Consider the following 24,111-nt stretch of genomic DNA (forward strand, 5'->3'; position numbering starts at 1 on the left):
GCTCTTCGCGACCAAGCTCTTCCAATTCGTGCGCGAGGGCGTGCTCGGCGTGCGGCCGACGCATCTGGCCATCGTCTTCGACAAATCGGAGAACTCGTTCCGCAAGGCGATCTACCCGGCCTATAAGGGCAACCGCTCCGACCCGCCGGCCGATCTCATCCCGCAATTCCCGCTGATGCGAGAGGCGGTGCGCGCCTTCGGACTGATCCCGGTCGAACAGGACGTCTACGAGGCCGACGACCTGATCGCCACCTATGCGAAGCAGGCTAAGGCGGCCGGCGCCGACGTTCTGATCGTCTCGGCCGACAAGGATCTGATGCAGCTCGTGGGGCCGGGCGTCGCCATGTACGATCCCGCTTCGGGCGATCAGAAGAAGGGCGCCGGCTTCCGCGCCGAGCGCCGCATCGGCGAGCCCGAGGTGGTCGAGTATTTCGGCGTCACGCCCGACAAGGTCACCGATGTTCAGGCGCTGGCGGGCGATGCCACCGACAACGTGCCCGGCGCGCCGGGTATCGGCATCAAGACCGCCGCCCAGCTCATCGGCGAATATGGCGATCTCGAAACCCTGCTGGCCCGCGCCGGCGAGATCAAGCAGCCCAAGCGCCGCGAGACCCTGACCAATCCCGAGGTGGTCGAGAAGGTCCGCATCTCGCACAAGCTGGTGACGCTCGTCACGGATGTCGCGGTCGAGACGCCGCTGGAGAGCCTGACGCTCGACCAGCCGGACCCGGCCAGGCTCATCGCCTTCCTGAAGGCGATGGAATTCACCACCATCACCAAGCGCGTCGCCGAGGCCTACGAGGCCGATGTCGGCGCGATCGACGCCGATCCTTCACTGGCCCCGGGCGGCAGCCGCGCGGCCGAGCTGAAGGCGCTCTATGCCGGCGCCGATACGATCGAGGATGCCGTGTCCGCCATCACTCCGGCCGCGCCGGTGCCGGCGGCGACGCTCACCGAAGCGGCCGGCGGCGAACCGGGCTGGCTGCGGCCTGCCGATCTCGCTGCCGCCCGCAAGAACGAGGCGATCGCGATCAAGGTCGATCGCTCGCGCTATGACTGCGTACGCTCGCTCGCCGATCTCGAGCGCTGGATCGGCTGGGCCTATGAGGCCGGCCATGTCGCGCTCGACACCGAGACCAATTCGCTCGACGCGATGCGCGCGGACCTCGTCGGACTTTCACTGGCGGTCGCGCCGAACCGCGCCTGCTATGTCCCTCTGCAGCATCGCGCCGGCGATGGCGGGCTGTTCGACGAAGGGCTGGTCCCGGACCAGATTCCGCTTGCCCAGGCGGTCGCGGCACTAAAGCCGCTGTTTGCCGATGCCGGCGTCCTGAAAATCGGCCAGAACCTGAAATTCGACCTGCTGGTGCTGGAGCGGCACGGCCTGCCCGTTCGCGGCATCGAGGACACGATGCTGATCTCCTATGCGCTGGATGCCGGGGCCACGACTCACGGCATGGACCGGCTCTCGCAGCTGCATCTGGGCCATGAGACGATCCCCTATGCGCAGGTCGCGGGCACGGGCAAATCGCAGGTCACCTTCGACAAGGTCCCGCTCGACAAGGCGACGGAATATGCGGCGGAAGACGCCGACGTCACGCTGCGGCTCTGGCTCGCGCTGAAGCCACGCCTCGTCGCCGAGAAGAAGGTTGCGGTCTATGAGGTTCTGGAGCGGCCGATGGTCGCCGTCCTCGCCGATATGGAAAAGCGCGGCATCGCCATCGACCGGCAAATCCTGTCGCGGCTGTCCGGCGATTTCGCTCAGGGGCTGGCGCGGCTGGAGGACGAGATCTACGAGATTGCCGGCGAGCGTTTCACCATCGGCAGCCCCAAGCAGCTCGGCGACATCCTGTTCGGCAAGATGGGGCTCTCGGGCGCCAAGAAGACCGCGACCGGCCAGTGGGCGACGGGGGCCGGCGTGCTGGAGGAGCTGGCCGAGCAGGGCCATCCGCTGCCGTCGAAGATCCTGGAATGGCGCCAGCTCGCCAAGTTGAAATCGACCTATACCGACTCGCTGCCGACCTATGTGAACCCGCAGACGAACCGGGTTCACACCTCCTTCGCACTGGCCGCGACCACCACGGGCCGGCTCTCCTCATCGGAGCCGAACCTCCAGAACATCCCGATCCGCACCGAGGCCGGCCGCAAGATCCGCACCGCCTTCGTGCCCGAAAAGGGCTTCAAGCTGGTCTCGGCCGATTACAGCCAGATCGAGCTGCGCCTGCTCGCCCATATCGCCGAGATCCCGCAGCTCAGGCAGGCCTTCGCCGACGGCATCGACATCCATGCGATGACGGCGTCCGAGATGTTCGGCGTGCCGGTTCAGGGCATGCCCAGCGAGGTGCGCCGCCGCGCCAAGGCGATCAATTTCGGTATCATCTACGGCATCTCGGCCTTCGGCCTCGCCAATCAGCTCGGCATCGGCCGGGAGGAGGCAGGCGCTTACATCCGCAAATATTTCGAGCGCTTCCCCGGCATCCGCGACTATATGGATCAGACCAAGACCCATGTGCGGGCTCATGCCAAGGTCACCACGCTGTTCGGGCGCGTCTGCCATTTCCCGGCCGTGGCGTCGAAGAACCCGTCGGAGCGCGCCTTCGTCGAGCGGCAGGCCATCAATGCGCCGATCCAGGGCTCGGCCGCCGACATCATCCGCCGGGCCATGAGCCGCATGGACGCCGCACTCGAGGCCGAGCGTCTGAATGCCCGCATGCTGCTGCAGGTGCATGACGAGCTGGTCTTCGAGGTGCCGGAGGACGAGGTCGAGAAGACCCTTCCGGTGATCACGCGGGTGATGGTCGAGGCGCCGCAGCCGGCGGTGGAGCTCAGGGTGCCGCTGGTCGTGGAAGCGCGCGCGGCCGATAACTGGGACGAGGCGCATTGAGATCGGGCCGTCGCCTTTCCGGCGGCCGGCGGAACCGCGATGTTGCCGCTGCGTTCCCTGCTGCACGCGCGGCAGGCGCGAATGCCGGGATTTAACATGATGCTCAACTCCTCGGCCTGGAAGCCGTTTCCCCGCTACAGGGCCGAGCCGGAGCCGGTCGAGGAGACCACGGGCGAGGTCACGCCCTATGAGCACGACCTCATCCTGCGCTACGCCATAGTCGGCATCTTCATCATCCTGTTCACCACCGCGCTCTACCTGATGAAGGTCATCGCGATCCCGGTCACGGCGGGGGTGATCTTCGGCCTCGTGCTGGGACCGCTGGTGGACTGGATGGTGCGGCACCATGTGCCCCAGCACCTCGCCGCCGCCCTCGTCGTCCTGCTTTTTGTCGCTGTGCTGATGACGGCGGTCGGAGTTCTCGCCGTCCCCTTCGCCGCCTGGAGCGACCAGGGGCCGGCCATGATGGCGGCGCTGAAGGCCAAGCTTTCGGGGCTGTTCGTTTTCATGGAGGATTTCAAGCGCGGCATCGGCAGCCTGACAGGCGCAAAGCCGGGTACGGAGATCAGCGTCTCGCAGGGCAATCCGCTGATGGACATCGCCATGTCCTCCTCAGCCGCGGCCGGTGGTCTTCTGCTCTTCGTGGCGACCATCTATTTTTGGCTCGCGACGCGCCGGCATCTGAAGGCCCGCATCCTGCGGCTGTGCCTCGGTCGTAGCGCGCGCAAATCGGCGGGCGCCTTCTTCGAGCAGATCGAGGAGCGCGTCGCCCGCTATTTCGCGCTCGTCACCGTCATCAATCTCGGCATGGGTGTCCTGACGACGGTGATCGCCTGGCTTGCCGGCCTGCCCTTCCCGATTTTCTGGGGTGCGCTGGCCTTCCTGCTGAACTATCTCGCCTTCATCGGGCCGATCATCGTGTCTGTGATGCTTCTGGCCGCTGCCCTGATCGACGCCCCCTCCGTGCTGGCCGCCGCCTGGCCGGCCGCGGCCTATTACGCCCTGCATTTGATCGAGGGAAATGCGGTCACGCCGATGTTCGTCGGCTCGCGCCTGACGATCTCGCCCTTCCTCGTCTTCATCGGCTTCATCTTCTGGCTCTGGCTGTGGGGACCGGTGGGAGCGGTGCTGGCGACGCCGATCATCATCGTCGCCATGGTGGCGCAGGAGGAATTCGCGCGTTATCGCCTGGAAAAGGCCAAGGAAGACGCGCAGGGCTCCGAGGCGGCCGCTTAACGGGAACCCGGGCGTGCCTCTCGCGTTAGCCAGACGCGGCGGCGCGCCCTTGCGGCGCGCGTCTTGTCCCGCCACGATCCAGACTCCAAGACCCAGCGACAGGAAAGCGATCAATGGCCACCACCGAATCGGCGAAGCATCAGGCTGCCGCCGCCGCCAGCAGCGCCAAGGCCACCATCGAGGATGGGGTCGAGGAGGTGAAGACGCAGGCCCGGCGCACCGGCGCGCGCGTGCGCAGCCAGGCCGCGGAAGTGCAGGACACCCTTTCGCAAGGTGCCGACGACATCGCCGCAACCGTGAGCGAGAAGCTGCGTGCCGTCGGCGTCGATGCCGACCGCATGGTCGATGTCGCCCGCGAGCAGGTCAGCGAGCTGCAGCAGCTGGTCGAGGACGAAATCCGCGAGCGTCCCCTGCGTGCTCTCGGCATCGCAGCCATGGTCGGCCTGTTCGTCGGCTACATGTCGGCGCGCTAGCCCATGCTCGGGGGGATTGGATCCTATATCGCGTCGGAAGTGTCGGGATCGGTCAGGCGCAACCTGACCATCTATGGCCTGTTCGCCGCCGCCGCTTTGCTGTTCCTGTGCGCTGCGGGCTATGCGCTGGCCGCGCTCCATACCGTGCTCGCGCTGCGTTATGGCCCGGTTGCGGCGAGCCTTTGGATCGCCGGCGGGCTCGCTTTGGCCGCGATTCTCGCGCTGGGTACGGCACTGTACGTCAAGAATCGCAAGCGACCGGCCCGGCCTATCCCGGCGAGCGCCGCTTTGGCCGCGGCACCGCTGGCCGCGAAGCTCGTGACCTCGAAAATCGGCTGGCGAGTGGTCGCTTTGGGCGGGATCGCCGTGCTCGGCACGATTCTGGGGCGCCAGCTCTTCAATGGTACGGGTGAGGACGACGAGAGCGACGCCTGACGCGCCGACGCTGAGGCGGGTGGACGGGCCCCGCCAAATTGCCTACCGCTTCGGCATGCCGCCCGCGAATTCAGGCTCATGTCCGAACAGGTGAACGCCCGCAGGCGCTTTCGCCTTGCAGCCCTGCCGGTGCTGGCGGCCCGCTTGCGGTCGGCCACCGTCAGCATCGTCGCGATCGGCGTCGTCGCCGTCGCGGTGATCCTCGCTGCCCTCATCAACCGGGAAGCGGTGCGTGCGGGTGAGCGCGTGTCTCATGCCATCGAGATCCGCGAGCGCGCCGAGCGCTTCCTCGGGCGCCTGCGCGATGCCGAGACCGGTCAGCGTGGCTATCTCCTGACCGGCCGTCAGGCTTATCTCCAACCCTTTGCCGAAGGCAGCGCCGCCGCCGCCCCGGAGCTCGATGCGCTGGACCGGCTGGTCGGGCAGAACCCGGCCCAGAAGGCTCGCGTCGCCAGCCTGCGCGCCAACATGATGGCCAAGCTGCTGGAACTGGAGCGCACGATCGCGCTGGAGCGCAGCGGCCGGCGGAATGAGGCCATCGCCATCGTCAGGGACGGCGCCGGCACCGCCTTGATGAACGCCATCCGCGACACGGTCGCAGAGATCCAGAAGGCCGAGAACGAAAGGCTGCTCGCGCTCTATCGCAGCGAGGCCGATCGCCGGTTCTGGGGCAGCGTCGGCGTCGTCGTCGCCCTCGGCGGCCTGGCCTTCGCGGCCTGGCAGCAATCGCGCAGCCGCCAGCGGCGCAGTGCCGCCTTGGCCCTGAGCAATGCCGAGCTGGAACAGGTCATCGGCGAGCGCACGCGCCAGCTGGAAAGCGAAAGACTCCGCATCGAGGCTCTGCTGCGCGATGTGAACCACCGCGTCGGCAACAATCTCGCCATGGTCTCGGCGCTGCTGAACGTTCAGAGCCGCCAGAGCGCCGAGCCGGCTGTCAAGGACGCGCTCGCACAGGCGCAATCCCGCATCCAGGCGATCGCGGCCGGCCAGCGCCGGCTGCGGCTCGACCTGGAGACCGACGAGATCGAGGCGCGCCCCTATATGGAGGATCTCATCGACGAGATCGGCAAGGCGACCGAGGGGCGCCCCATCGCCATCGCGCTGGAGATGGACGCCATCCGCCTGCCGGGGCGCGATGCGGTCTCCTTCGTCGTGATCGTCAACGAGCTCGTCACGAACGCCATCAAGCACGCTTTTGTCGATGGCGCGCCGGGCCGCATCACCATCCGCTTCGAGGGGACGGAGCTTGAGGGCAAGCCGGCCCTGCGCCTGTGCATCGAGGATGACGGTGTCGGCATGTCGGCGCAGGGCGCCGGCAAGGGGCTCGGCCAGACGGTGATCGCCAGCCTGCTGCGCAGCATGCGGGCGACCATGAGCGTCGCGCCGCTGCACCCGGATGCGCCCCGCCCCGGCACCTGCGTGACGCTGATCATCCCCAAGCGCGAGCCGGAGTGACCGATCGCTCCCGCTTCAGCCCAGTCGCCGGATGCTGGTAATCGCGCCGAAGCTCTTGTCGCGGATCCGGTCGCGCGCCTCCCGCAGCGGCTCGCGATGCACGGTCATCGTGTAGCCATTGGCGTGCAGCAGCGTGTCCGGATCGGTCAGCATCCCGACATGCCCTTTCCAGAACACGAGATCGCCGCGCTGCAGGCCCGTCAGATCCTCGCCCAACGGCAGCGGCGTGCCCAGTGCGGCCTCCATCATGTCGGAATCGCGCGGCGCGGCGATGCCGGCGGTGGACAAGGCGAGCTGCGTCAGCCCCGAGCAGTCGAGCCCGAGGCTGGTCTTGCCGCCCCACAGATAGGGCACGCCGAGGAAGCGCTCCGCCACCGCGACGAAATCCGGCTCGGTCCGGCCGAGCGGGACGAGATGCTTGCCGAAGACATGGCCGCCATCGGCCAGCACGGCGAAATCGCCATGCTCGGCGGCGACGGTGACCGCCGCACCCAGAGAAAGCGCGGCCAGCGGCGGTAATTTGATCGAGGGACCGGGATAGATAAAGCTGCGCAGTGCCGCGACGCGATGGGTCGGCGCAGGCAGCTCGGCCCGCAGCGCATCGTCCGGCAGATATCCGACATAGCCGTCGCAGGCGAGTTGCCCCCAGGCCCAGCCCTCATGGCGCTCATAGACCTCGACCCGCTCGCCCTGCAGCGCCTCGGTGTCGAGCGGGGCATCGGCGCGCGGCTCGCGCCGCAGCGGCGCGGAGGGGACGACGACGCGCATCGCCACGGGATCGGCGAAGGCGGCGGCGTCGACAGTGCCGCGCAGATGGCTGGCGGCGAGGTCGGGGCGGGCGGGCGTGATGCGGTGGTCGGGAATCGCGGTCATGGCTGCGAGGATATCGCGTTCCGGTCGCGCGCCGGAAGAGGCATCAGCCGCCGACCTCGCGCGCCCGCTCGGTCACCAGATCGGCCAGGCGCTCGACCGCCAGCGCCCCGGCGACGGTGCGCTGGATCACGACGTTGCGCCGGTCCTCCTCGTCGCGCTTGCGGGTGAGCAGGCCGAGCTTGCCGAGCGTGTCGAGAGCGCGCGTGATCACGGGCTTGGTGACGCCGAGCTGCTGCGCCAGCCCCCGCACCGTATGCGGCGGCAGCTCGAGATAGACCGTCAGCAGGATCGCGGTCTGGCGCGCCGAGAGATCGGCCTCGCCATCGCGTACCAGATCGAGATGGACCTGCCGCCACAGCCTGAGCGCCTGGGAAGGCTTGATCTCCAAGGGCATGAAGGGTCCGCTGCTCGATCATTACGGACCCGTATCATTATCCGGAGCGCGGCGGGCGGCAACCGGCTTTCGCGATCAGGCTTAACCGCGCGGATAACGCTGCCGCGCCAGCGCGTAGATCAGTCGCGCGCCCTGGCATTCGCCGCCCTCAGGGCGGCCCGGCCTGCCGGAGCCGTTCCAGCCATAGATGTCGAAATGCACATAGGAGCCTGAGCGCTCGACGAAGCGATTCAGGAAGAGCGCGGCGGTGACAGAGCCGGCCATCGGCCCGCCGATATGGTTCACCTGCGCCACCTTGGAATCCAGCAGCGCCTCATAAGGCGCCCAGAGCGGCATGCGCCAGACCGGATCGTTCACGGCCAGGCCGACGCGGGCGATCTCGTCCGCGAGCGCGTCGTCATGGGTGTAGAAGGGCGGCAATTCGGGCCCGAGCGCCGTACGTGCGGCGCCGGTGAGCGTGGCGAAGTCGATCAGCAGATCCGGCGCCTCCTCGTCGGCGAGCGCCAGAGCATCGGCCAGGATCAGGCGCCCCTCCGCATCGGTATTGCCGATCTCGACGCTGATCCCCTTGCGGCTCGCCAGCACGTCGCCGGGGCGGAAGGCGTTGCCGGCGATCGCATTCTCCACCGCGGGCACCAGAAGGCGCAGACGCACGGGCAGCTTCGCGAGCATGATCATCCGCGCCGTGGCGATCGCGGCGGCCGCCCCGCCCATATCCTTCTTCATCAGCAGCATGGAGGCGGGCGGCTTGATGTCGAGTCCGCCGGTGTCGAAGGCCACGCCCTTGCCCACCAGCGTCACCAGGGGATGCTCCGGCGCGCCCCAACTCAGCTCGATCAGGCGGGGCGCCCGCGTCGAGGCACGACCCACCGCATGGATCATCGGAAATCCGCCGGCGAGAAGATCGTCGCCGACCGTGCTGTCGACCTGCGCCCCGGTTTCGGCGCCGAGCGCACGGATCGCGGCCTCGATCTCCTCGGGTCCCATATCGTTGGCGGGCGTGTTGATAAGATCGCGGGCGAGCGCGACCGATTGCGCGATACGGCCGATCTCCTCGGCATCGACGCCCTCCGGCGCGACGAGCCGTGCGCCGATGGGCGCCGGGTCGCGATAGCGCTCGAAGCGGTAGCCCTGCAGCAGCCAGCCCAATGCCGCCAGATCCGGATCGCCGCGCTCACCTTCGAGCCGGTAAGTGCCCGCCGGCAGTTGCCCGGCCAGCCGGGCCGGCGCGAAGGGGTCGCGCCGCCGGCCGGGCGCGCCGAGGCCGAGCAGCACGACGGCCAGCGCTCCGGTCTCATCCGGCAAGAGGCAATGCTGGCTCGCGCGGGCGGCGAAGCCCTGCGCCTCGGCGAAAGCCGCCTGAGCGGGAGAAAGCCGGGCCTTGAGAGCCAGCCATCCTGTTGGTGCGACGGTGTGGACGGGTATGGCGGGAGCGGTAGCGGAGGGCAGGAGTGCGTTCACGGGGGGCGGCCGATGGCTAAGGCGGGGGAAGGGTTTAACAATCCGTTAGGGTTAACGTTTTATCACCGGTCGCACCAGACGATGCTCCGCGACGATGCCTGTGATGCGAGGCGACCGGCCATGTTTCCTGCCCTGACGATCTCCGCACGGAGGAACGCCACACCGTCTGCCCGCCGTGTCGCGCTGACGGCGGTCGGCCTTGCCGCGCTGGCCTTGGCCGGCTGCCAGAGCCGGGGCGGCCTCGGCGACGTGACAGGTTCGATTTCCCGCAGCGCCAAGGCGCCGATGAGCCAGTCCGACTGGCAAGCCGAGCGCGACAGCTGGGGCAAGCGCTACGAAGCCGATCCCAAGGACCGCAGCGCGGCCTTCAACTACGCCCGCGCTTTGCGCGCGCTGAACCAGCATGCCCAGGCCGTGGCGGTGCTTCAGGGCGCCGTACTGGTCCATCAGGATGACCGCGAGATGCTCGGCGCCTATGGCCGTGCGCTGGCCGATGTCGGACGGCTGCGCGAGGCCGACGAGGTGCTCTCGCGCGCCCACAGCCCCGACCGGCCCGATTGGCGCGTTCTCTCCGCGCAGGGGACGGTGGCCGACCAGCTTGGCGAGCATGAGCGCGCCCAGCAGATCTACCGCACGGCGCTGAAGCTCGCCCCGGGAGAAGCGACGATCCAGTCCAATCTCGGCCTCTCGCTGGCCTTGTCGCGCCAGCTCCCGGAAGCCGAGCGGGTGCTGCGCGAGGCGGCGGGCAGCCCCGGCGCCGATGCGCGCGTGCGGCAAAACCTCGTCCTCGTGCTGGGCCTGCAAGGTCGTTTCGACGATGCCGAGCAGGTGGCGCGGCAGGACCAGAGCCCGGCGGAGGCGGCCGCCACCGTGGCCTATCTCAAGCGCAGCGTCAGCCAGCAGAACAGCTGGAACCTGCTGAAGGGTGGCAAGGCCAAGCCGCAGGCCGCGCCCTCGCCTCTGGCCCAGCGCCCGGCACAGCCGGCCGATCAGGGCTGAGTCTCGGACCCTGCCGAGCTCGTCGCCGAACCACGGCGTTATCTCGGACAAAGCGGGTGTAACCGCGAAGAAACCTGCGCGCGTCGACGCGCCGCCCTCCCATGCCCGCTCATCTCCACGAGAAAGGCCCGGTTGCCGAGCATCCGGGCCTTTTGGATGATCCATTGCGCCGCAACAACGGCTTTGCCGTCAGCTGCGGCGCCTCATTGCCATTTGAAGACCTGCGTCAGCGCCGGCGTCAGGATGATCACGAACAGCACCGGCAGGAAGAACAGGATCATCGGCACGGTCAGCTTCGGCGGCAGGGCGGCGGCCTTCTTCTCGGCCAGGTTCATGCGCTGGTCGCGGCTTTCCTGCGAAAGGGTGCGCAGGGCCGTTCCGACCGGCGTGCCGTAGCGTTCCGCCTGGATCAGCGCGGTCGAGACCGACTTCACGCTCTCCAGCCCCGTGCGGGCGGTCAGGTTCTCATAAGCGATGCGCCGGTCGGTTAGATAGGAGAGTTCGGCGGTACAGAGGGCGAATTCCTCCGCCAGCGGCACCGATTGCCCGCCGATCTCGGCAGACACCTTGCGGAAGGCGTGCTCCACCGACATGCCGGATTCGACGCAGATCAGCAGCAGGTCGAGCGCATCGGGAAAGGCCTGGCGCATCGAGACCTGGCGCTTGCTGATCTGATTGGAGAGGAAGATTTCCGGCGCCTTGATGCCGAGATAGGCCGCCGCGATCACGATGCCCGCGCGCAGCGTCAGCGACAGGCCGAAATCGTTCAGCACGAACACATAGAAGGTCGCGAACAGAAACAGCCCGATCGGCGCCGCCATGCGGAAGAACAGAAAGGCCACTTCGGCCTGGGGGCCGCGATAGCCGGCCATCGCCAGCTGCTTCTTGGCCGTTTCGGTGCCGAGCCAGTCGCTCAATTTGAACTGCTCGACGACGCGGCGCATATAGGCCTTTGGCTGTTGGCGCAGGCTGACCTTCTCCTGGCCCCGGCTCAGCCTTTCGCGCTCGCGGGCGCGGATCCTGTCGCGTTCGACCGCGACGCTCTTCATCCGCTTCTGCAGATTCTGGCCTTCGGTCAGCGGGATCGCGATGGTCAGCACCGTTGCGGCGGCCGCCACCGCCGCCAGCAGCGCCAGCATGAATTGCGGGTTGGTGATCTTGTCGATGATGAGGGAGATCATCCGGCTCTCCTCAGATATCGAAATTGATCATCTTGCGCATAACCAGAACGCCGATGAGCATCCAGATGGCGCTGGCGATGAGCGCGAACTTGCCGACCTGTGTGAGCCAGAGCAGCTCGATGTATTTCGGCGTGGTCAGCCAGACGAGAATCCCCACTACCGGCGGCAGCGAGCCAATGATTCCGGCGGAGGCCTTGGCTTCCATGGACACGGCCTGGATCTTGTCGCGCATCTTGCGCCGCTCGCGCAGCACGCGCGAGAGATTGGCAAGGGTCTCCGCCAGATTGCCGCCGGTCTTCTGCTGGATGGCGATCACGATACCGAAGAAGTTCGCCTCGGCGCAGGGCATCCGCTCGTTGAGCTTCACCACCGCGTCCGACAGCGGCAGGCCGAGGGCCTGGCCTTCGATGATCTGACGAAATTCGCTGCGCACCGGCTCGTTCGCTTCGCTGGCGATGATCCGCAGGCAGTCATTGACCGGCAGGCCGGACTTGATGCCGCGCACGATGACGTCGAGCGCATTCGGGAATTCCAGCCCGAAGCGTTTCAGGCGCTTGGTCTTGCAGCGCTTAAGGAACCAGGGCGGCATCCCCAAGCCCCCGATGAACAGCCCCGTGGCGGCGAGAATGGCGTTGCCGCTCAGCATGAAGAGCACGAGGGCCAGGACCACGGCGGTGACCACGGAGATGACGTAGTATTTCTTGCGGGTCCAATCGAGCCCGGCCTGGGCGATGCGGGTTTCCAGCGAGATCTTGGTTCGCGCGCTTTCCCGCTGCTCGATTTCCTTGAGGCTCTGCGCCACCTGGCCGCGCTTGACGCGCGCCTGGGCTTCCCGGTCGATGCCGCGCACCGCCATGGGGCTGGCGAAGTCCTTGCGCCGCTTCTCGGCGCGGTTCTCGCCGCTCAGCATGGGGTAGAGGAGCGCATAGGCCACTCCGCCCACCGCCAGCATCGCGAGCAGAGCGACGGCCAGAGTGCTCGTCATGGCTGTGTCCCGCGATCAGGCATTGAGATCGGCATCCTGGCCGAGGAGGTCGATGGCGGTCGCCAGACGGCTTTCCTCGCCGTAATAGCGAGCCCGCTCCCAGAAACGCGGCCGGCCGATGCCGGTCGAGCGGTGGCGGCCGATGAGCTTGCCGTTCGCATCCTCTCCGAGGATCTCGTAGGTCATAAGGTCCTGGGTGATGATGACCTCGCCCTCCATCCCCATCACCTCGGTCACATGGGTGATGCGGCGCGAGCCGTCGCGCAGGCGCTGTGCCTGGATGATGACGTCGACCGAGGAGCAGATCATTTCGCGCAGGGTCTTGGGCGGCAGCGAGAAGCCGCCCATCGTGATCATCGACTCGATACGGCTCAGGCATTCGCGCGGCGAGTTGGCGTGGAGGGTGCCCATCGAGCCGTCATGGCCCGTATTCATCGCCTGCAGCAGATCGAAGGCCTCGGGGCCGCGCACCTCGCCGACGATGATCCGCTCGGGCCGCATACGCAGGCAGTTCTTGACGAGGTCGCGCATCGTCACGGCGCCCGTGCCTTCGAGGTTGGGCGGGCGCGTTTCGAGGCGCACCACATGCGGCTGCTGCAGCTGCAGCTCGGCCGCGTCCTCGCAGGTAATGACGCGCTCGTCCTCGTCGATATAGTTGGTGAGGCAGTTGAGCAGCGTGGTCTTGCCGGAGCCGGTGCCACCGGAGATCACGATGTTGCAGCGGACGCGGCCGATGATCTTCAGCACCTCGGCGCCCGGCGGGGAGATGGCGCCGAACTTCACCAACTGGTCGAGCGTCAGCTTGTCCTTCTTGAACTTGCGGATGGTGAGCGCGGGGCCGTCGATCGACAGAGGCGGCGCGATCACGTTGACGCGCGAGCCATCGGCGAGGCGCGCATCGCAGATCGGCGAGCTTTCGTCGACGCGCCGGCCGACCTGGCTGACGATGCGCTGGCAGATGTTCATCAGCTGCGCATTGTCGCGGAAGCGGATATTGGTCAGCTGGATCTTGCCACCGGTTTCGATGAAGGTCCGGTTCGCGCCGTTGACCATGATGTCGGCGATGTCGTCGCGGGCCAGGAGCGGCTCCAGCGGCCCGTAGCCGAGCACGTCGTTGCAGATGTCCTCGAGCAGTTCCTCCTGCTCGGCAATCGAGAGAACGACATTCTTCAGCGAGATGATCTCGTTGATGATGTCGCGGATTTCCTCGCGCGCGGATTCGGCATCGAGCTTCGCCAGCTGCGACAGATCGATGGCCTCGATCAGCGCCCCGAAGATCATGCTCTTCATCTGGTAGTAGTCTTCGGAGCGCGTCGACTCCGGGGCCGCCTTGCGCTCCTCGACGATCACCGGCGCGGGCTCGACGCGCCGCGGCGCCGCGGCCGTCGCGGCCGGGCTGCGCGGAGCGTTGGTCTGGGCCAGCGTGGCGCCGGCGGATCGCTTGCCGAACATCTCAGAATTCTCCGGCGCGGGCGGCGACTTTGCGCGGTCTCATCAGGCTTTGCGGCGCTTGAGCTTGGCGACGAGCGGCTCGAACAGGCTGCGCTTGTTCCGCTTGGCCTCGCTGCGGCCGGTGAGCAGGCTGGCAATGGCGGTGAAGGCCTCGTTCGCCTTGCTGCCGGCCTGGACCTCCGCGATCATCTGCCCGTTATTGGCGGCCGTGCCGAAGAGCTGCGCGTCGAAGGGGATCGAGCTCGTCACCTCGACCCCGAGGGTCTTGGCGAATTCCGCCGTGCCGATCTCCGGCCGCTTGGGCATGCCGATCTTGTTGAGCACCAGCCTGGCGCCGGCATCGTTCGGGCGGCTGGCGCGGGCGAGGTCGAAGAGGTTCTTCGCGTTGCGCAGGGAGGCCAGCTCCGGCTCCGCGACCACGACGATCTCGTCGGCACCCAGCAGCGTGCGGCGGATCATTCCCGTCCACTGATGCGGCACGTCGAGCACGATGCAGGGCACGCTGGCGCGCAGCAGCTCGAGGAGCTGGTCCAGCGCCTCCTCGCCGAGATCGATCGTGCGGTCCAGCATGGCCGGCGCGGCGAGCAGGGCGAGGTTGTCGCTGCAGCGAGACAGCAGCCGGTCGAGCATGTTGGCGTCGAGCCGCTCCGGCGCGAACAGCGCGTCGGCGATGCCCTGTGCGGGGTCCTGGTTGAAGTTCAGCCCGGCCGTGCCGAAGGCGATGTCGAGATCGACGATCACCGTCGAGGCGTCGAGATGGCGTGCGATGGCCCAGCCGAGATTATGCGCGATCGTCGAGGAGCCGACACCGCCCTTGGCGCCGACCACGGCGATGACGCGGCCCAGATGGCGCGCCTCGGGGGCTGTGTAGAGTTCCGACAGCGTCCGCAGGATGTCGAGCGTCTCCAGCGGCGCGATCAGATATTCGCTGACACCCCGCTTGATCAGGTCCCGATAGAGCTGGACGTCGTTGACATGTCCGACGACCACGACCTTGGTGCCGGGGTCGCAACTTTCGGCGAGCGACTCCAGATGGCCGATCAGGGTCTGGGGGTCGGAAACCGTCTCCAGAACGATGATGTTAGGGGTCGGCGCCGTGCGGAAGGCTTCGACCGCCGCTGCCGCGCCGCCCATCTGCACCCGCGCATGCGCCTTGTCCATGCGCCGGTCGGCGACGGCGGCCTGCATCGCCGCGGCGACGGCCGGCGTTTCGCAGAAGGCTTGCAGCGTGATGCGCGGCAGGGGGGCGATGACCTCGCCGCTGCCCGCGCCGCTGCCGCCCGCATCCATTTCAGGCCGGCTCATGTGCCGCCTCCGACCGAATTGCTGATCTGCGGTGTCGACGAGCGGTATTGCGTCGACGGATCCTGGCCTTGCCGGATCTTCGCGATCGCGTTCATGCGCTTGACGATATCGGGACGGCCCTCGTCGCGCGGCCGCACCAGGTCGATCGGATCGGCCACCTGTGCCGCCAGCGTCGCCTGGCTGGAGCAGCCGAAGTTCCAATACTGCTCGTTGGAGGCGCTGAACTTGAAGTCGGTGGTGCCGAGATCCTGCGGCCACTGTCCACATTCATGCGGCAGCTGGGCCTGGAGCGATGCGAAGGTCAGGCGGATCGGCGAGGCGAGCAGCGGGTCGCGCACCGGATAGGTCCGGACCGACAGGGCCGCTGGCGAGACACCGCCCTGGGCGAGGGCGGCCCGGATCCCGCCGAGCGTGTCCTGGGTCGCCAGCTCGCGCCGGGCGCCGGTCGGCACCTCGGCGACCAGCCCGCCGCGCGCGCTGCGGCGATAGGCCTGGGCGAACGCGATCACGTCGTCGCGCTGGCGCGGATCGAGTGCCTTGCCCGAGCGGCCGACGAAGACGTCGAGCGAGCGGGGCGCATCGCGCAGCACGATCGGATGGCGCTCGCGCAGGTCGATCGGGGCGGAGGCGACCGGCTCGGGCCCCTTGCTGGCACAGCCCGCCGAGAGGGCGCCGATGGCACCGACGGCCAGGACCAGATGCAGGCGCAAGGAGCGGCGGGCCGGGACGGTCTTCATCGCGTCTTTCATCCTTTGGGCCTCCGGCTCAGTCGGCGATGAAGCCGACCCGGCCCTTATAGGCCTGGGGGACGGCGCCGCTGCCGCTGCCATAGATCTTGTTCAGCCGGCCGAGCAGGATCGCCTGCGGATCATGCGACTCCACGAAGCCGTCATCGGGCCGCTGCACCTGGCTCGGCGCCATCGGCTTGGCGATGTAGGGCGTCGCGGTGATCATCAGCTCGGTTTCCTCGCGCTGATAGTCGCGGGAGCGGAACAGCGCGCCGATCACCGGCAGGTTCATCAGCCCCGGCAGGCCGTTGAGCGAGGATTTGGACACGCGCTGGATCAGTCCTGCCGTCGCCAGCGTGCCGCCCGAGGGCAGCTCCACCGTGGTGTCGGATTTGCGGACGCGGAAGGCCGGCGCGTTGAGGCCGCTCTGGCGCTCGTCGCTGAGCCGGAACTGGTTCTCGAAGTCGAGCTCGGTGACTTCGGTGGCGATCCGCATGCTGATCTTGGTGTCGGACAGCACGATCGGCGTGAAGTTCAGCGTCACGCCGATCGGCTTGTATTCGAGCTGCACCGAGCAGATCTGGCGGTTGAAGGTATCGTAGGAGCAGTTCTGGCCCTTCGGCACCGGCACCTCGCCGCCGGCGGTGAATTTCGCCGTCTCGCCCGAGATGGCGGTGACGGTCGGCTCGGCCAGCACGCGCGCCAGACCGGCGCGCTCGAGGGCCCGCAGGGTGAAGTTCTGCGTATTGCCGAGACCGGCCTGGATCGCGGTCGCCGACAGGGCCTGCGGCTGCAGCGGCAGCGGGTTGTCGATCGAGGGCGTGATCGAGAACTTGCCCAGCTTCCACTCGCCGGTCGAGTTGATTCCCAGCTGCTTGATCGCCTTGCGCTGGACCTCCGACACCACGACCTTGACCATCACCTGGTCGCGGTCGCGGATCGTCAGCGAGTTGATGACGGCGCCCTTGCGGTCCGTTTTGTCCGAGACGCCCACGAAGGCATTGGCGATGTCGACGGCCTGGGTGGCTTCGGAGGCGTTCGGAACCGAGCCGACCAGCAGGATCGAATCGCCGGCGGGCTTGATCTCGATCTGGGAGTTGGGCAGGGCCGTGCGCAGCGTCTGGCGCAGCACGTTGAGGTCGCGCCCGACATTGATCTCCAGCGCCGTGATCTGACGACCTTCGCCATCCATCACGAACATCGAGGTGGCGCCGTCGGCGATGCCGATGATGAAGAGCTTGCGGGCGGTGCGCACGACGGCGTTGGCCACCTTGGGATTGGCGACGAACACCTCCTTGGCGTCGCGCGGCAGCTCGACGACCAGGGAACGGCCGATCGAGAGATCGAGTTTGCGCGAGACCGCGTAATCGCTCGTGCCGACGTTGAGGACGGGCGCGGGTCCGGAGGTCTGGGCCGGAGCTGCCAGGGGCAGCAGGGGCAGCAGGGCCGCAGCGAGGAGGAGGCTCGAGCTCTTCATGGCTTCACATTCTTCGTGGTGATGCCGTAGCGGACGAGCGTCATGGCGTTGTCCCCCTGGGCAAGGGGCGCGCTCGCATCGCCTGCATCCTTGAGGCTGCGCAGCGCCAGCGACAGGGTGCCCGTCTTCTGGCCCTGGACCAGGGTTTCGACTTGGCCGGGGCTGACTTCCAGCGTCGCCGTTTCGCCGATGACGACCTTCTCGCCGTTGCGTTCCTGGATGTTCTGGCCGATCGCCAGCACCCGGATGTTTCGCAGCAGCGTCTCGCTGACATAGGCGTCGCCGTTGCCGCTGACCGATTCGCCGCGCCAGGTGGTGACCACGTCGACCCGGTCGTTCGGGAGGATGAAGCCGCCGGCGGTGTTCGCCCCGCGGCTGTCGGTGGTGATGGCGACGGCGCGCATGCCGGACGGGAGAACGGCGGAAAGGAAGCCGGTGCCGTCGGTCCGGATCAGCTTTTCGCGGCGGATCGGTTCGCCGTTCAGGATTCCGTAGCGCGCGACCTGGCCGATGATCTCCTTATCCGCCTCGGGCGCATCTTTTGCGGTGATCACGCCGGGCGGAACGCTGTCGAGCGGCCAGTCGATCCAGCGCAGGTCATTGGCGGAGAGGGTGTTGCCGACGGGGAGGTCGGCGGCGGCCACCATGACCTTCACGGTCGGTGCGGCCTCGACCTTGGAGACGACCGGCTTCTCCTCGGCGGGCCGCTGCGCCAGCAGGGCAGCGCCCAGCCCTGCGACCACGGCTATCGCCAGAATGATGATGCGTGCAGGATTCATCGACGCGCGATCCTCGGCCGAACCCATTCGGCTCCTGCTCCGGATCGTCGGGGGGAAACGTCAACTTATGGTTAATGGCTCGTGTATTTTTCGAGCGATGCCGCAGCGTCTGCCGGCTCAGATGCCGATGGCAGCGCGCCAGATCGAGGTTTCCGGCAGGACGAGGAGGGCCCCCGCCGCCAGCGCGATGCCATAGGGCACGCCGGTCGTGGCGGCGTGAAGGCGCTGGGCCCAGGGCCAGCCGCTCGCCACCTTCGGCAGCGGGTAGTCGCGCATGCGCAGCAGGACGAGGGTCAGGACGCCGCCGAGCGCGCCCGAAATCATCAGATAGGCGGAAAGCTGGTCGAACCCGAACCAGAGCGCCGTGGCCGCGGCCAGCTTGGCGTCGCCCCCGCCGATCCAGCCCATGGCGAAGAAGCCGAAGGTCACGACCAGGACCAGCATCCCGGCCGCCAGATGCCAGGCGATGTCGCTGGCCGGCAGGCCGATAACGGCCGCGCAGGCGCCGAAGCTGACGACCAGCATCAGGCAGAGGCGGTTGGAGATGGTCATCGAGACGAGGTCGCTCGACGCGGCGAAGGCCATCAGGGCCGGAAAGATCCCGAGAAGGATGATCTGCGACAGAACCGACATGGCTTCACCTGGATGCTTCGAATTGACCAAATGGAAACGGGGCGTTCGGATGATCCGGACGCCCCGTCGCCAACAGCTCAGGCTGCTAAGGGATCACTTGCCCTTGAGCGCGCCGCCGATGTCGGTGAACTGCGTCTTCAGGCTCGTGCCGAGGGTGGTCATGCCACCGATGGCGGCGACGGCGACCAGAGCGGCGATCAGGCCGTACTCGATGGCGGTGGCGCCGGACTCGTTCTTGATGAAGCGAGCGAACAGATTGGTCATGTTGAACTCCTTACCACGGTTTGACTGCTGCCTGGGCTCTGGATCGGCTTCGGTCAGCGACAGGAACGACATTACCCAGCCCGCCTTGCTGATCCGTTAAAACAACCGAAGAATTGGGCGTCTCTGGCGAGGATCTATTCTGTGGTTAATGCCAAATTTACGAGATAAATTTCGATTAAATTCTGATGCAGCAATATCTTCTAGTGAATACATTGGTTAAAATTGGAGTAACTGACAACCGTGCTTGCGAATTTCGCCGCCGGATGGCTGGCACAACGACCCGGAGCGCGATGTCTTCCGTTGGGAAGCGGTCGAGCCGGGCGCCGATAATAGCCGCTCGCCGGCTATTTAGGGTTTGATTCATCATTTTCCGCTTGGATGGCAAAGTCACAAGCTTCGAGGCGTTGCCATGGACATTGTCCGGACTGCCGCGGGATCCCGTTGGGTCCTGTCGCTATCGCTGGTCGGCCTGCTGTTTTTTTCGCTGGCGAACGGCGAAGGCGCGCAGGCCGCTTCCCAATCCCCCACGCTGGAAAGCGTCATGGTCCTGGTGGACCACGCCAAGGTCGTGCGTCTGCCCGAGCGGGCGCAGACGGTGGTCGTCGGCAATCCGGCGATCGCGGACGTGACCGTGCAGCGCAACGGCGTGATGATCGTCACCGGCAAGAGCTTCGGCGTCACCAACCTGATCGCGCTCGATGCCACCGGCACCTTGCTGGCGGAGTCGCTGGTGCGTGTGGGTGCGGCCTCGGACTCGATGCTGACCGTGCAGCGCGGCATGGACCGCGAGAGCTATTCCTGCACGCCGCAATGCCAGCCTTCGGTGCAGCTCGGCGACTCGACCAAATATTTCAGCGAAACCGGCGCGCAGACCACGACCCGCAACACGATGGCCAGCTCCACGATCGCGGGCAAGTGACGGGCCCGGCCCGTCCGTGACGTGATCCCATGAGACGGAAAACGCGCGCACGCACGTGAAGGCGAGGACCGGCTCGCGGGGGCTGCGACACGGTAAAGCCTTGGTTGATCGCAGGTGCCGGGAGCTGCGTAGTCCTCCTAACCGATCCGAAATCCTTTTGCCGTATCGCTGGGAAGAGCCGGCGATCAGTGCCGGCGCCACGCGGTTTCCGGCCCGATGACGCAAGCCTTGTCGAACCCCCAGGATCAGCCCGCGCAGGATCAGCACGGCCAGGATCAGCACGCCGCTGATCGGCGCGCCGCTGGCCGCCGGCATGGCGGGCTGTTGCGCCGCTTCCGCCGTGAGCAAGGCGGCGTCGCAGCCGTCGAATTCGGCCTCGTGGCGGTGCCTTTCTTCGCGCTTCTGTTCGCGATCATTGAAACCGGCCTGATGTTCTGGACCAACGAGGTTCTGGAGGAATCGCTGTCGCAGGCGTCCCGGCGCCTTCTCACCGGCCAAGCGGTCAGCCGTTACACCTCGTCCAATCCGGCCACCAATGCCGAGGCCTTTCGCAACGACATCTGCGCGGTCGCGCCGCTCGGCCTCATCGATTGCTCGAAGCTGTATATCGACGTGAAGGTCTTCAACACCTTCGCCAACGCCTCGGCCGGCACCTCGAACCCCACGGCCGGTGGCGCGCTGGACACGACCGGCTTCACCTACACCCAGCCGCAACCCGGCCAGATCGTCGTGGCGCGGGCCGTGCTGGACTACAAGCTGTTCCTCACCTCCTGGGCGTCCACGTCGCTCGCGGATATCGGCCCGGGCCGCAAGGCCCTGATCGCGACCTCGGCCTTCCGGGCCGAGCCCTTCGTCGTCTCGCCCTGACGTCCACCGAACCCATGGGCCGTTCCGCCATGCATCTCGAGCGTCTCTCGCACCGACTGCGAAGCTTCCGGAAGGACAAGGAGGGCGTCGCGCTCGTCGAGTTCGCGATCCTTCTGCCCGTCCTGGTCGTGGCCTATTGCGGCAGCGTCGACATCTGCTCGATGGTCACCGCCAGCCGCAAGGTGACGCAGCTGACCTCATCGCTGGCGGATCTGACGGCGCGGGCGTCTTCGGTGACGGCCGCCGATGTCGGCAACATCTTCGACGCCGCCCAGATGGTTCTGGCGCCCTATGATGCCAGCAAGGCGAAGATGACGATCACCAATGTCGTCATCGACGACAAGGGCGTGGCGCGGGTCTGCTGGAGCAGCCAGCGCAACAGCGTCGCCCTCGCTCGCGGCGCCGCCGTGACGCTGCCCGCCAGCATCAAGGTGCCCAACACCTCCGTGATCATGGCGACGGCGAGCTACGAATTCACTCCCATCGCCGGCTATGTCGTGACCGGCAACGTCACGCTGGGAAACAATCCGATCTACACCCGGCCGCGCGGCGCGCAGCCCGGCGGCGACCTCAACATCGAGCAGGTCACCCTGGCGAACACCAAGCCCTGCCCGAGCTTCAGCTGAACGAAGTGGGGCTGCCTCGGGGGCGCGCCGCTTGCGGCGGAGGCGAGTTTTCGGCCTGAGAACCGGCCCCGCGCCGCCGGTTCAGGTGCATTCCAGCGCTCAGCCCGCCCCCGGGCGATCCGGGATCATGCCTGCGCCGACGCTGTGGAGCCAGGCTGCGTCAGCCGCGCAGGATCATCCGCCCGGTCTGAACCTGATAGCCGTTCAATTTGCCGAGGAAGGAGTTGCCGAGCAGACTGATGCCGAGCGCGCCCGGCGGCAGCACCACCGCATCGACATTGCGCACGGTGATCTCGCCCAGCCTGATCTCGCGGATCGTGGTGCGGTAGCCCATGACGACGCCATTGGCCGTGTTCAGCGGCATGCGCTGCGCCTGACTGCCCGCCTTGAGGCCGAGTGCGGCGGCATCCTCGGCCTTGAGAGCGACGATGCTGGCGCCGGTGTCGACCATCATCCTGACGCGGTAATTGTCGATCGTCGGATGGACGAGGTAATGGCCGCGGGAATCGGCCGCCACCGTCAGGGTCGGCGGCGTGCGCGGCGCGGCCGGGGCCGCGGAGGCCGCTATGCTGGCCTGGGGCGCATCGGCTATCACCTTGGGGGCCAGCCATTGCGTGTAGCCGACGGCGCCGCCGGTGACGGCGGCGGCGACGGCAAGGGCCCAGTTGGTCACGCTCGACAAGGGATCGCTCTCCTGTTTCGGGGGCGATTTTCGATCCTGGCCTGCTGACGAAAGGTGAATGCCCGGCCTCGCATGGCCGGCAAAAGGCGAAGGCGGCCTCTGCTTCGCGCGAAAGGCTTAATCGCCGGTGAGCGCCGCGACGGTATTTCTCCGCAAGCGCCGCGGCTCTCGACGATCCGATGGTCCGGCACACTCCCCCCGCAGCATCGCGACCGCGTCCGTTCGGAGGCGCGAGGGTCTAAAGGAAGGACGAGCCGACGAGGGCCGTGATCGCCTCGGCGCGGGGGATGCTCGGCTGCGCCCCGGCGCCCGAGCAGGCCAGCGAGCCGGCGGCGAGGCCGCGTTGCAGCGCCGAGGAGAAGCCCAGCCCAAGGGCCAGCGCGGCGGCGAAGGCGCCGGTGAAGCTGTCCCCGGCGGCGACGGTATCGACCACATCGACAGGCGGCGCCTCCAGCCGGCGCCTGACGCCGCCGGACCAGCCCACCGCTCCGGCCGCGCCCAGCGTCGCGACGCAGGCGATGCCGCGCTCGGCATCCACCCGACGGGCGATATCGTCCGGCTCGCGCTCCGCCCAGCCGAAACCCTGCGCCAGCACGAGCGCCTCGTGCTCGTTGACGATCAGGATATCGACCAGCGCGAGCAGCGCCTCGCTCGGCACGCCGGCGGGCGCGAGGTTGAGGATGACGCGCCCGCCGCCATCCTTCACCGTCGCGGCGGCCTCGATGCAGCCCTCCTCGGGCACCTCCCGCTGGAGCAGCAGCAGATCGTCCGGCCCTGGGCCGAGGCCGGCGATGGCGCCCGGCCGCGCCTGCGCATTCGCGCCCGCGGCGACGAAGATCTGGTTGGCGCCGTCCCGGTCGATGGCGATGAAGGCCGCGCCGGTGGGGGCGTCGACCCGGCTGACTCGGCTCAGATCCACCCCGTCCGCCGCCAGCAGCGAAAGCGCCGTCCCGGCGAAATCATCCCGCCCCACCGCGCCGATCAGCGCGACATCGGCGCCCGCGCGCCGCGCCGCCAGCGCCTGGTTGGCACCCTTGCCGCCCGGATGGATCGCGTAATCGGGCCCGAGGACGGTTTCGCCGGATTGCGGCAGGCGCTCGACGCGCGTGACGAGATCAATGTTGATCGAGCCGAAGACGATGATCATGCGCCGACCCCGCCGGCGAGGCGCCGGATCCCGGCGACGCGCCGGATCCCGGCGACGAAGGCGGCTTCTGGCGTCGTGATCGAGGCGACGATGCCGGCGGCGTGCAGCGCCTCGCCATAGCTCTCCGCCAGCGCGCCATCGGCCACCAAATGGACCTGCTCGCTGCGGCCGAACAGAGCCTGCGCGCCGTCGATCTCCTGCGCCACCAGCAGCGCGGAGAGGAAGGGGCCGACCTCGCCCCCGGCCATCCGGCCGGCTAGAACCTCGGTGCGGGCGGCAAAGGCGCGGTTGAGCAGGCCGCCCGGCCTTTGCGCCGCAGCCCGGCCGCGGGCGGCGCCGCGCGCGCCATCCTCGCCCTCCGGCGCGAGCGCCAGCCGTGCCAGGATCGAGTCGTTGCGCAGAAGGCCGTAAACCTCGCCCGTCATGAAGCTCGCGAAGCGGACGACGCGGCCGTCCCGGATCTGCGCCCATTTCGAGTGCGTGCCGGGCAGGCAGGCCAGCCCGTCATCGAGCCCGAGGCCGAACAGCAAGGTCTCCTCGCCGCGCATCACGTCGAAGGCACCGTCGTCGCAACTCAACCCTGGCAGGATCGTCGCGACCGTTCCCTCGCCGAGCTCTACCGTCAGGGCGGCAGCGGCGATGTCGTCCGCCGAAGCCGGGCAGGGAACATAGGCCGCTTCCACCCAGCCATTGCGGCTGCCAACCATGCCCGCGAGGACGATCGCGGCATCCGGCGCGGCGCGCCGGAAATCGCCGGCCAGCGCTTCGAAAGCCTCGGGGTAGCCGCCGGTCGGAACCGACTGGATGCCCTGGTCGGCCTCGCGTCGTTCCAGCACCTCGCCTTCGGACGAGATCA

At 67.7% G+C, this 24,111-nt stretch carries 24 protein-coding genes; 9 read left to right on the forward strand and 15 right to left on the reverse strand.

What is annotated here, in order from left to right:
• From polA to ACOJTB_RS12430, 5 genes are all read left to right on the forward strand, one after another.
• Nucleotides 1–2,884 (forward strand): DNA polymerase I (polA, locus tag ACOJTB_RS12410; protein WP_420102831.1); only part of this gene is annotated, 2,884 nt, incomplete at its 5' end.
• Between the two features lie 96 nt (nt 2,885–2,980).
• Nucleotides 2,981–4,120, forward strand: a complete 1,140-nt coding sequence (locus ACOJTB_RS12415) for an AI-2E family transporter (RefSeq protein ID WP_420102832.1) — start codon at nt 2,981–2,983, stop codon at nt 4,118–4,120.
• A 113-nt stretch (nt 4,121–4,233) separates the two neighbouring features.
• Nucleotides 4,234–4,593 carry a hypothetical protein gene (locus ACOJTB_RS12420; protein ID WP_420102833.1) on the forward strand — a complete coding sequence of 120 codons (360 nt, stop codon included), beginning with the start codon at nt 4,234–4,236 and terminating at the stop codon, nt 4,591–4,593.
• Between the two features lie 3 nt (nt 4,594–4,596).
• Nucleotides 4,597–5,028, forward strand: coding sequence for a hypothetical protein (locus ACOJTB_RS12425; RefSeq protein WP_420102834.1), 432 nt, complete (start codon nt 4,597–4,599; stop codon nt 5,026–5,028).
• Nucleotides 5,029–5,106: 78 nt separating this feature from the next.
• Nucleotides 5,107–6,483, forward strand: coding sequence for a sensor histidine kinase (locus ACOJTB_RS12430; protein ID WP_420102835.1), 1,377 nt, complete (start codon nt 5,107–5,109; stop codon nt 6,481–6,483).
• A gap of 15 nt (nt 6,484–6,498) precedes the next feature.
• Here ACOJTB_RS12430 and ACOJTB_RS12435 read toward each other — a convergent pair whose 3' ends face one another.
• From ACOJTB_RS12435 to ACOJTB_RS12445, 3 genes are all read right to left on the reverse strand, one after another.
• Entirely contained in the window at nt 6,499–7,356 is an 858-nt protein-coding gene (locus tag ACOJTB_RS12435; RefSeq protein WP_420102836.1) for a C40 family peptidase, read from the reverse strand.
• A 43-nt stretch (nt 7,357–7,399) separates the two neighbouring features.
• Nucleotides 7,400–7,750 (reverse strand): MarR family transcriptional regulator, encoded by a 351-nt coding sequence (locus tag ACOJTB_RS12440; RefSeq protein ID WP_420102837.1) that lies wholly within the window; start codon nt 7,748–7,750, stop codon nt 7,400–7,402.
• Nucleotides 7,751–7,831: 81 nt separating this feature from the next.
• Nucleotides 7,832–9,211 carry a leucyl aminopeptidase family protein gene (locus ACOJTB_RS12445; RefSeq protein ID WP_420102838.1) on the reverse strand — a complete coding sequence of 460 codons (1,380 nt, stop codon included), beginning with the start codon at nt 9,209–9,211 and terminating at the stop codon, nt 7,832–7,834.
• Nucleotides 9,212–9,331: 120 nt separating this feature from the next.
• Between ACOJTB_RS12445 and ACOJTB_RS12450 the strand changes: the two genes are divergently transcribed.
• Entirely contained in the window at nt 9,332–10,210 is an 879-nt protein-coding gene (locus ACOJTB_RS12450) for a tetratricopeptide repeat protein (RefSeq protein WP_420102839.1), read from the forward strand.
• Nucleotides 10,211–10,413: 203 nt separating this feature from the next.
• Here the strand turns inward: ACOJTB_RS12450 and ACOJTB_RS12455 are convergent, their stop codons facing one another.
• The 9 genes from ACOJTB_RS12455 to ACOJTB_RS12495 all read right to left on the reverse strand — a co-directional run bounded on the left by ACOJTB_RS12455 (nt 10,414) and on the right by ACOJTB_RS12495 (nt 19,014).
• Nucleotides 10,414–11,391 carry a type II secretion system F family protein gene (locus ACOJTB_RS12455; protein ID WP_420102840.1) on the reverse strand — a complete coding sequence of 326 codons (978 nt, stop codon included), beginning with the start codon at nt 11,389–11,391 and terminating at the stop codon, nt 10,414–10,416.
• A gap of 10 nt (nt 11,392–11,401) precedes the next feature.
• Nucleotides 11,402–12,376 carry a type II secretion system F family protein gene (locus ACOJTB_RS12460; RefSeq protein ID WP_420102841.1) on the reverse strand — a complete coding sequence of 325 codons (975 nt, stop codon included), beginning with the start codon at nt 12,374–12,376 and terminating at the stop codon, nt 11,402–11,404.
• 15 nt (nt 12,377–12,391) lie between these two features.
• Entirely contained in the window at nt 12,392–13,828 is a 1,437-nt protein-coding gene (locus ACOJTB_RS12465; protein WP_420102842.1) for a CpaF family protein, read from the reverse strand.
• 42 nt (nt 13,829–13,870) lie between these two features.
• Nucleotides 13,871–15,133: an AAA family ATPase gene (locus ACOJTB_RS12470; RefSeq protein WP_420102843.1), complete on the reverse strand. Its 1,263-nt coding sequence runs from the start codon at nt 15,131–15,133 to the stop codon at nt 13,871–13,873.
• Nucleotides 15,130–15,870, reverse strand: a complete 741-nt coding sequence (locus tag ACOJTB_RS12475) for a CpaD family pilus assembly protein (protein ID WP_420102844.1) — start codon at nt 15,868–15,870, stop codon at nt 15,130–15,132. The genes ACOJTB_RS12470 and ACOJTB_RS12475 overlap by 4 nt, the downstream gene beginning before the upstream one ends.
• 28 nt (nt 15,871–15,898) lie before the next feature.
• A complete protein-coding gene (locus ACOJTB_RS12480; RefSeq protein ID WP_420102845.1) occupies nt 15,899–17,338 on the reverse strand; it encodes a type II and III secretion system protein family protein in 1,440 nt (479 codons plus the stop codon).
• Nucleotides 17,335–18,117, reverse strand: a complete 783-nt coding sequence (gene cpaB, locus ACOJTB_RS12485) for a Flp pilus assembly protein CpaB (protein WP_420102852.1) — start codon at nt 18,115–18,117, stop codon at nt 17,335–17,337. The genes ACOJTB_RS12480 and cpaB overlap by 4 nt, the downstream gene beginning before the upstream one ends.
• Nucleotides 18,118–18,234: 117 nt before the next feature.
• Entirely contained in the window at nt 18,235–18,750 is a 516-nt protein-coding gene (locus tag ACOJTB_RS12490) for an A24 family peptidase (RefSeq protein WP_420102846.1), read from the reverse strand.
• Between the two features lie 93 nt (nt 18,751–18,843).
• Nucleotides 18,844–19,014 carry a Flp family type IVb pilin gene (locus ACOJTB_RS12495; RefSeq protein ID WP_420102847.1) on the reverse strand — a complete coding sequence of 57 codons (171 nt, stop codon included), beginning with the start codon at nt 19,012–19,014 and terminating at the stop codon, nt 18,844–18,846.
• Between the two features lie 409 nt (nt 19,015–19,423).
• On the opposite strand from ACOJTB_RS12495, the gene ACOJTB_RS12500 reads away from it, so the two are divergent.
• From ACOJTB_RS12500 to ACOJTB_RS12510, 3 genes are all read left to right on the forward strand, one after another.
• Entirely contained in the window at nt 19,424–19,933 is a 510-nt protein-coding gene (locus ACOJTB_RS12500; protein WP_420102853.1) for a pilus assembly protein N-terminal domain-containing protein, read from the forward strand.
• 228 nt (nt 19,934–20,161) lie between these two features.
• Nucleotides 20,162–20,800, forward strand: a complete 639-nt coding sequence (locus ACOJTB_RS12505; RefSeq protein WP_420102848.1) for a TadE/TadG family type IV pilus assembly protein — start codon at nt 20,162–20,164, stop codon at nt 20,798–20,800.
• A gap of 14 nt (nt 20,801–20,814) precedes the next feature.
• Nucleotides 20,815–21,426, forward strand: a complete 612-nt coding sequence (locus ACOJTB_RS12510; protein ID WP_420102849.1) for a TadE/TadG family type IV pilus assembly protein — start codon at nt 20,815–20,817, stop codon at nt 21,424–21,426.
• A 160-nt stretch (nt 21,427–21,586) separates the two neighbouring features.
• Here the strand turns inward: ACOJTB_RS12510 and ACOJTB_RS12515 are convergent, their stop codons facing one another.
• From ACOJTB_RS12515 to ACOJTB_RS12525, 3 genes are all read right to left on the reverse strand, one after another.
• Entirely contained in the window at nt 21,587–22,099 is a 513-nt protein-coding gene (locus ACOJTB_RS12515; RefSeq protein WP_420102854.1) for a retropepsin-like aspartic protease family protein, read from the reverse strand.
• Nucleotides 22,100–22,346: 247 nt separating this feature from the next.
• Nucleotides 22,347–23,255, reverse strand: a complete 909-nt coding sequence (locus ACOJTB_RS12520) for a ribokinase (RefSeq protein ID WP_420102850.1) — start codon at nt 23,253–23,255, stop codon at nt 22,347–22,349.
• The coding region (locus tag ACOJTB_RS12525) for a 2-dehydro-3-deoxygalactonokinase (RefSeq protein ID WP_420102851.1) at nt 23,252–24,111 on the reverse strand (860 nt) is incomplete at its 5' end. The genes ACOJTB_RS12520 and ACOJTB_RS12525, both read right to left, overlap by 4 nt.

Origin of the sequence: Allobosea sp., assembly GCF_048595345.1 — a bacterium.
Lineage (GTDB): Bacteria > Pseudomonadota > Alphaproteobacteria > Rhizobiales > Beijerinckiaceae > Allobosea.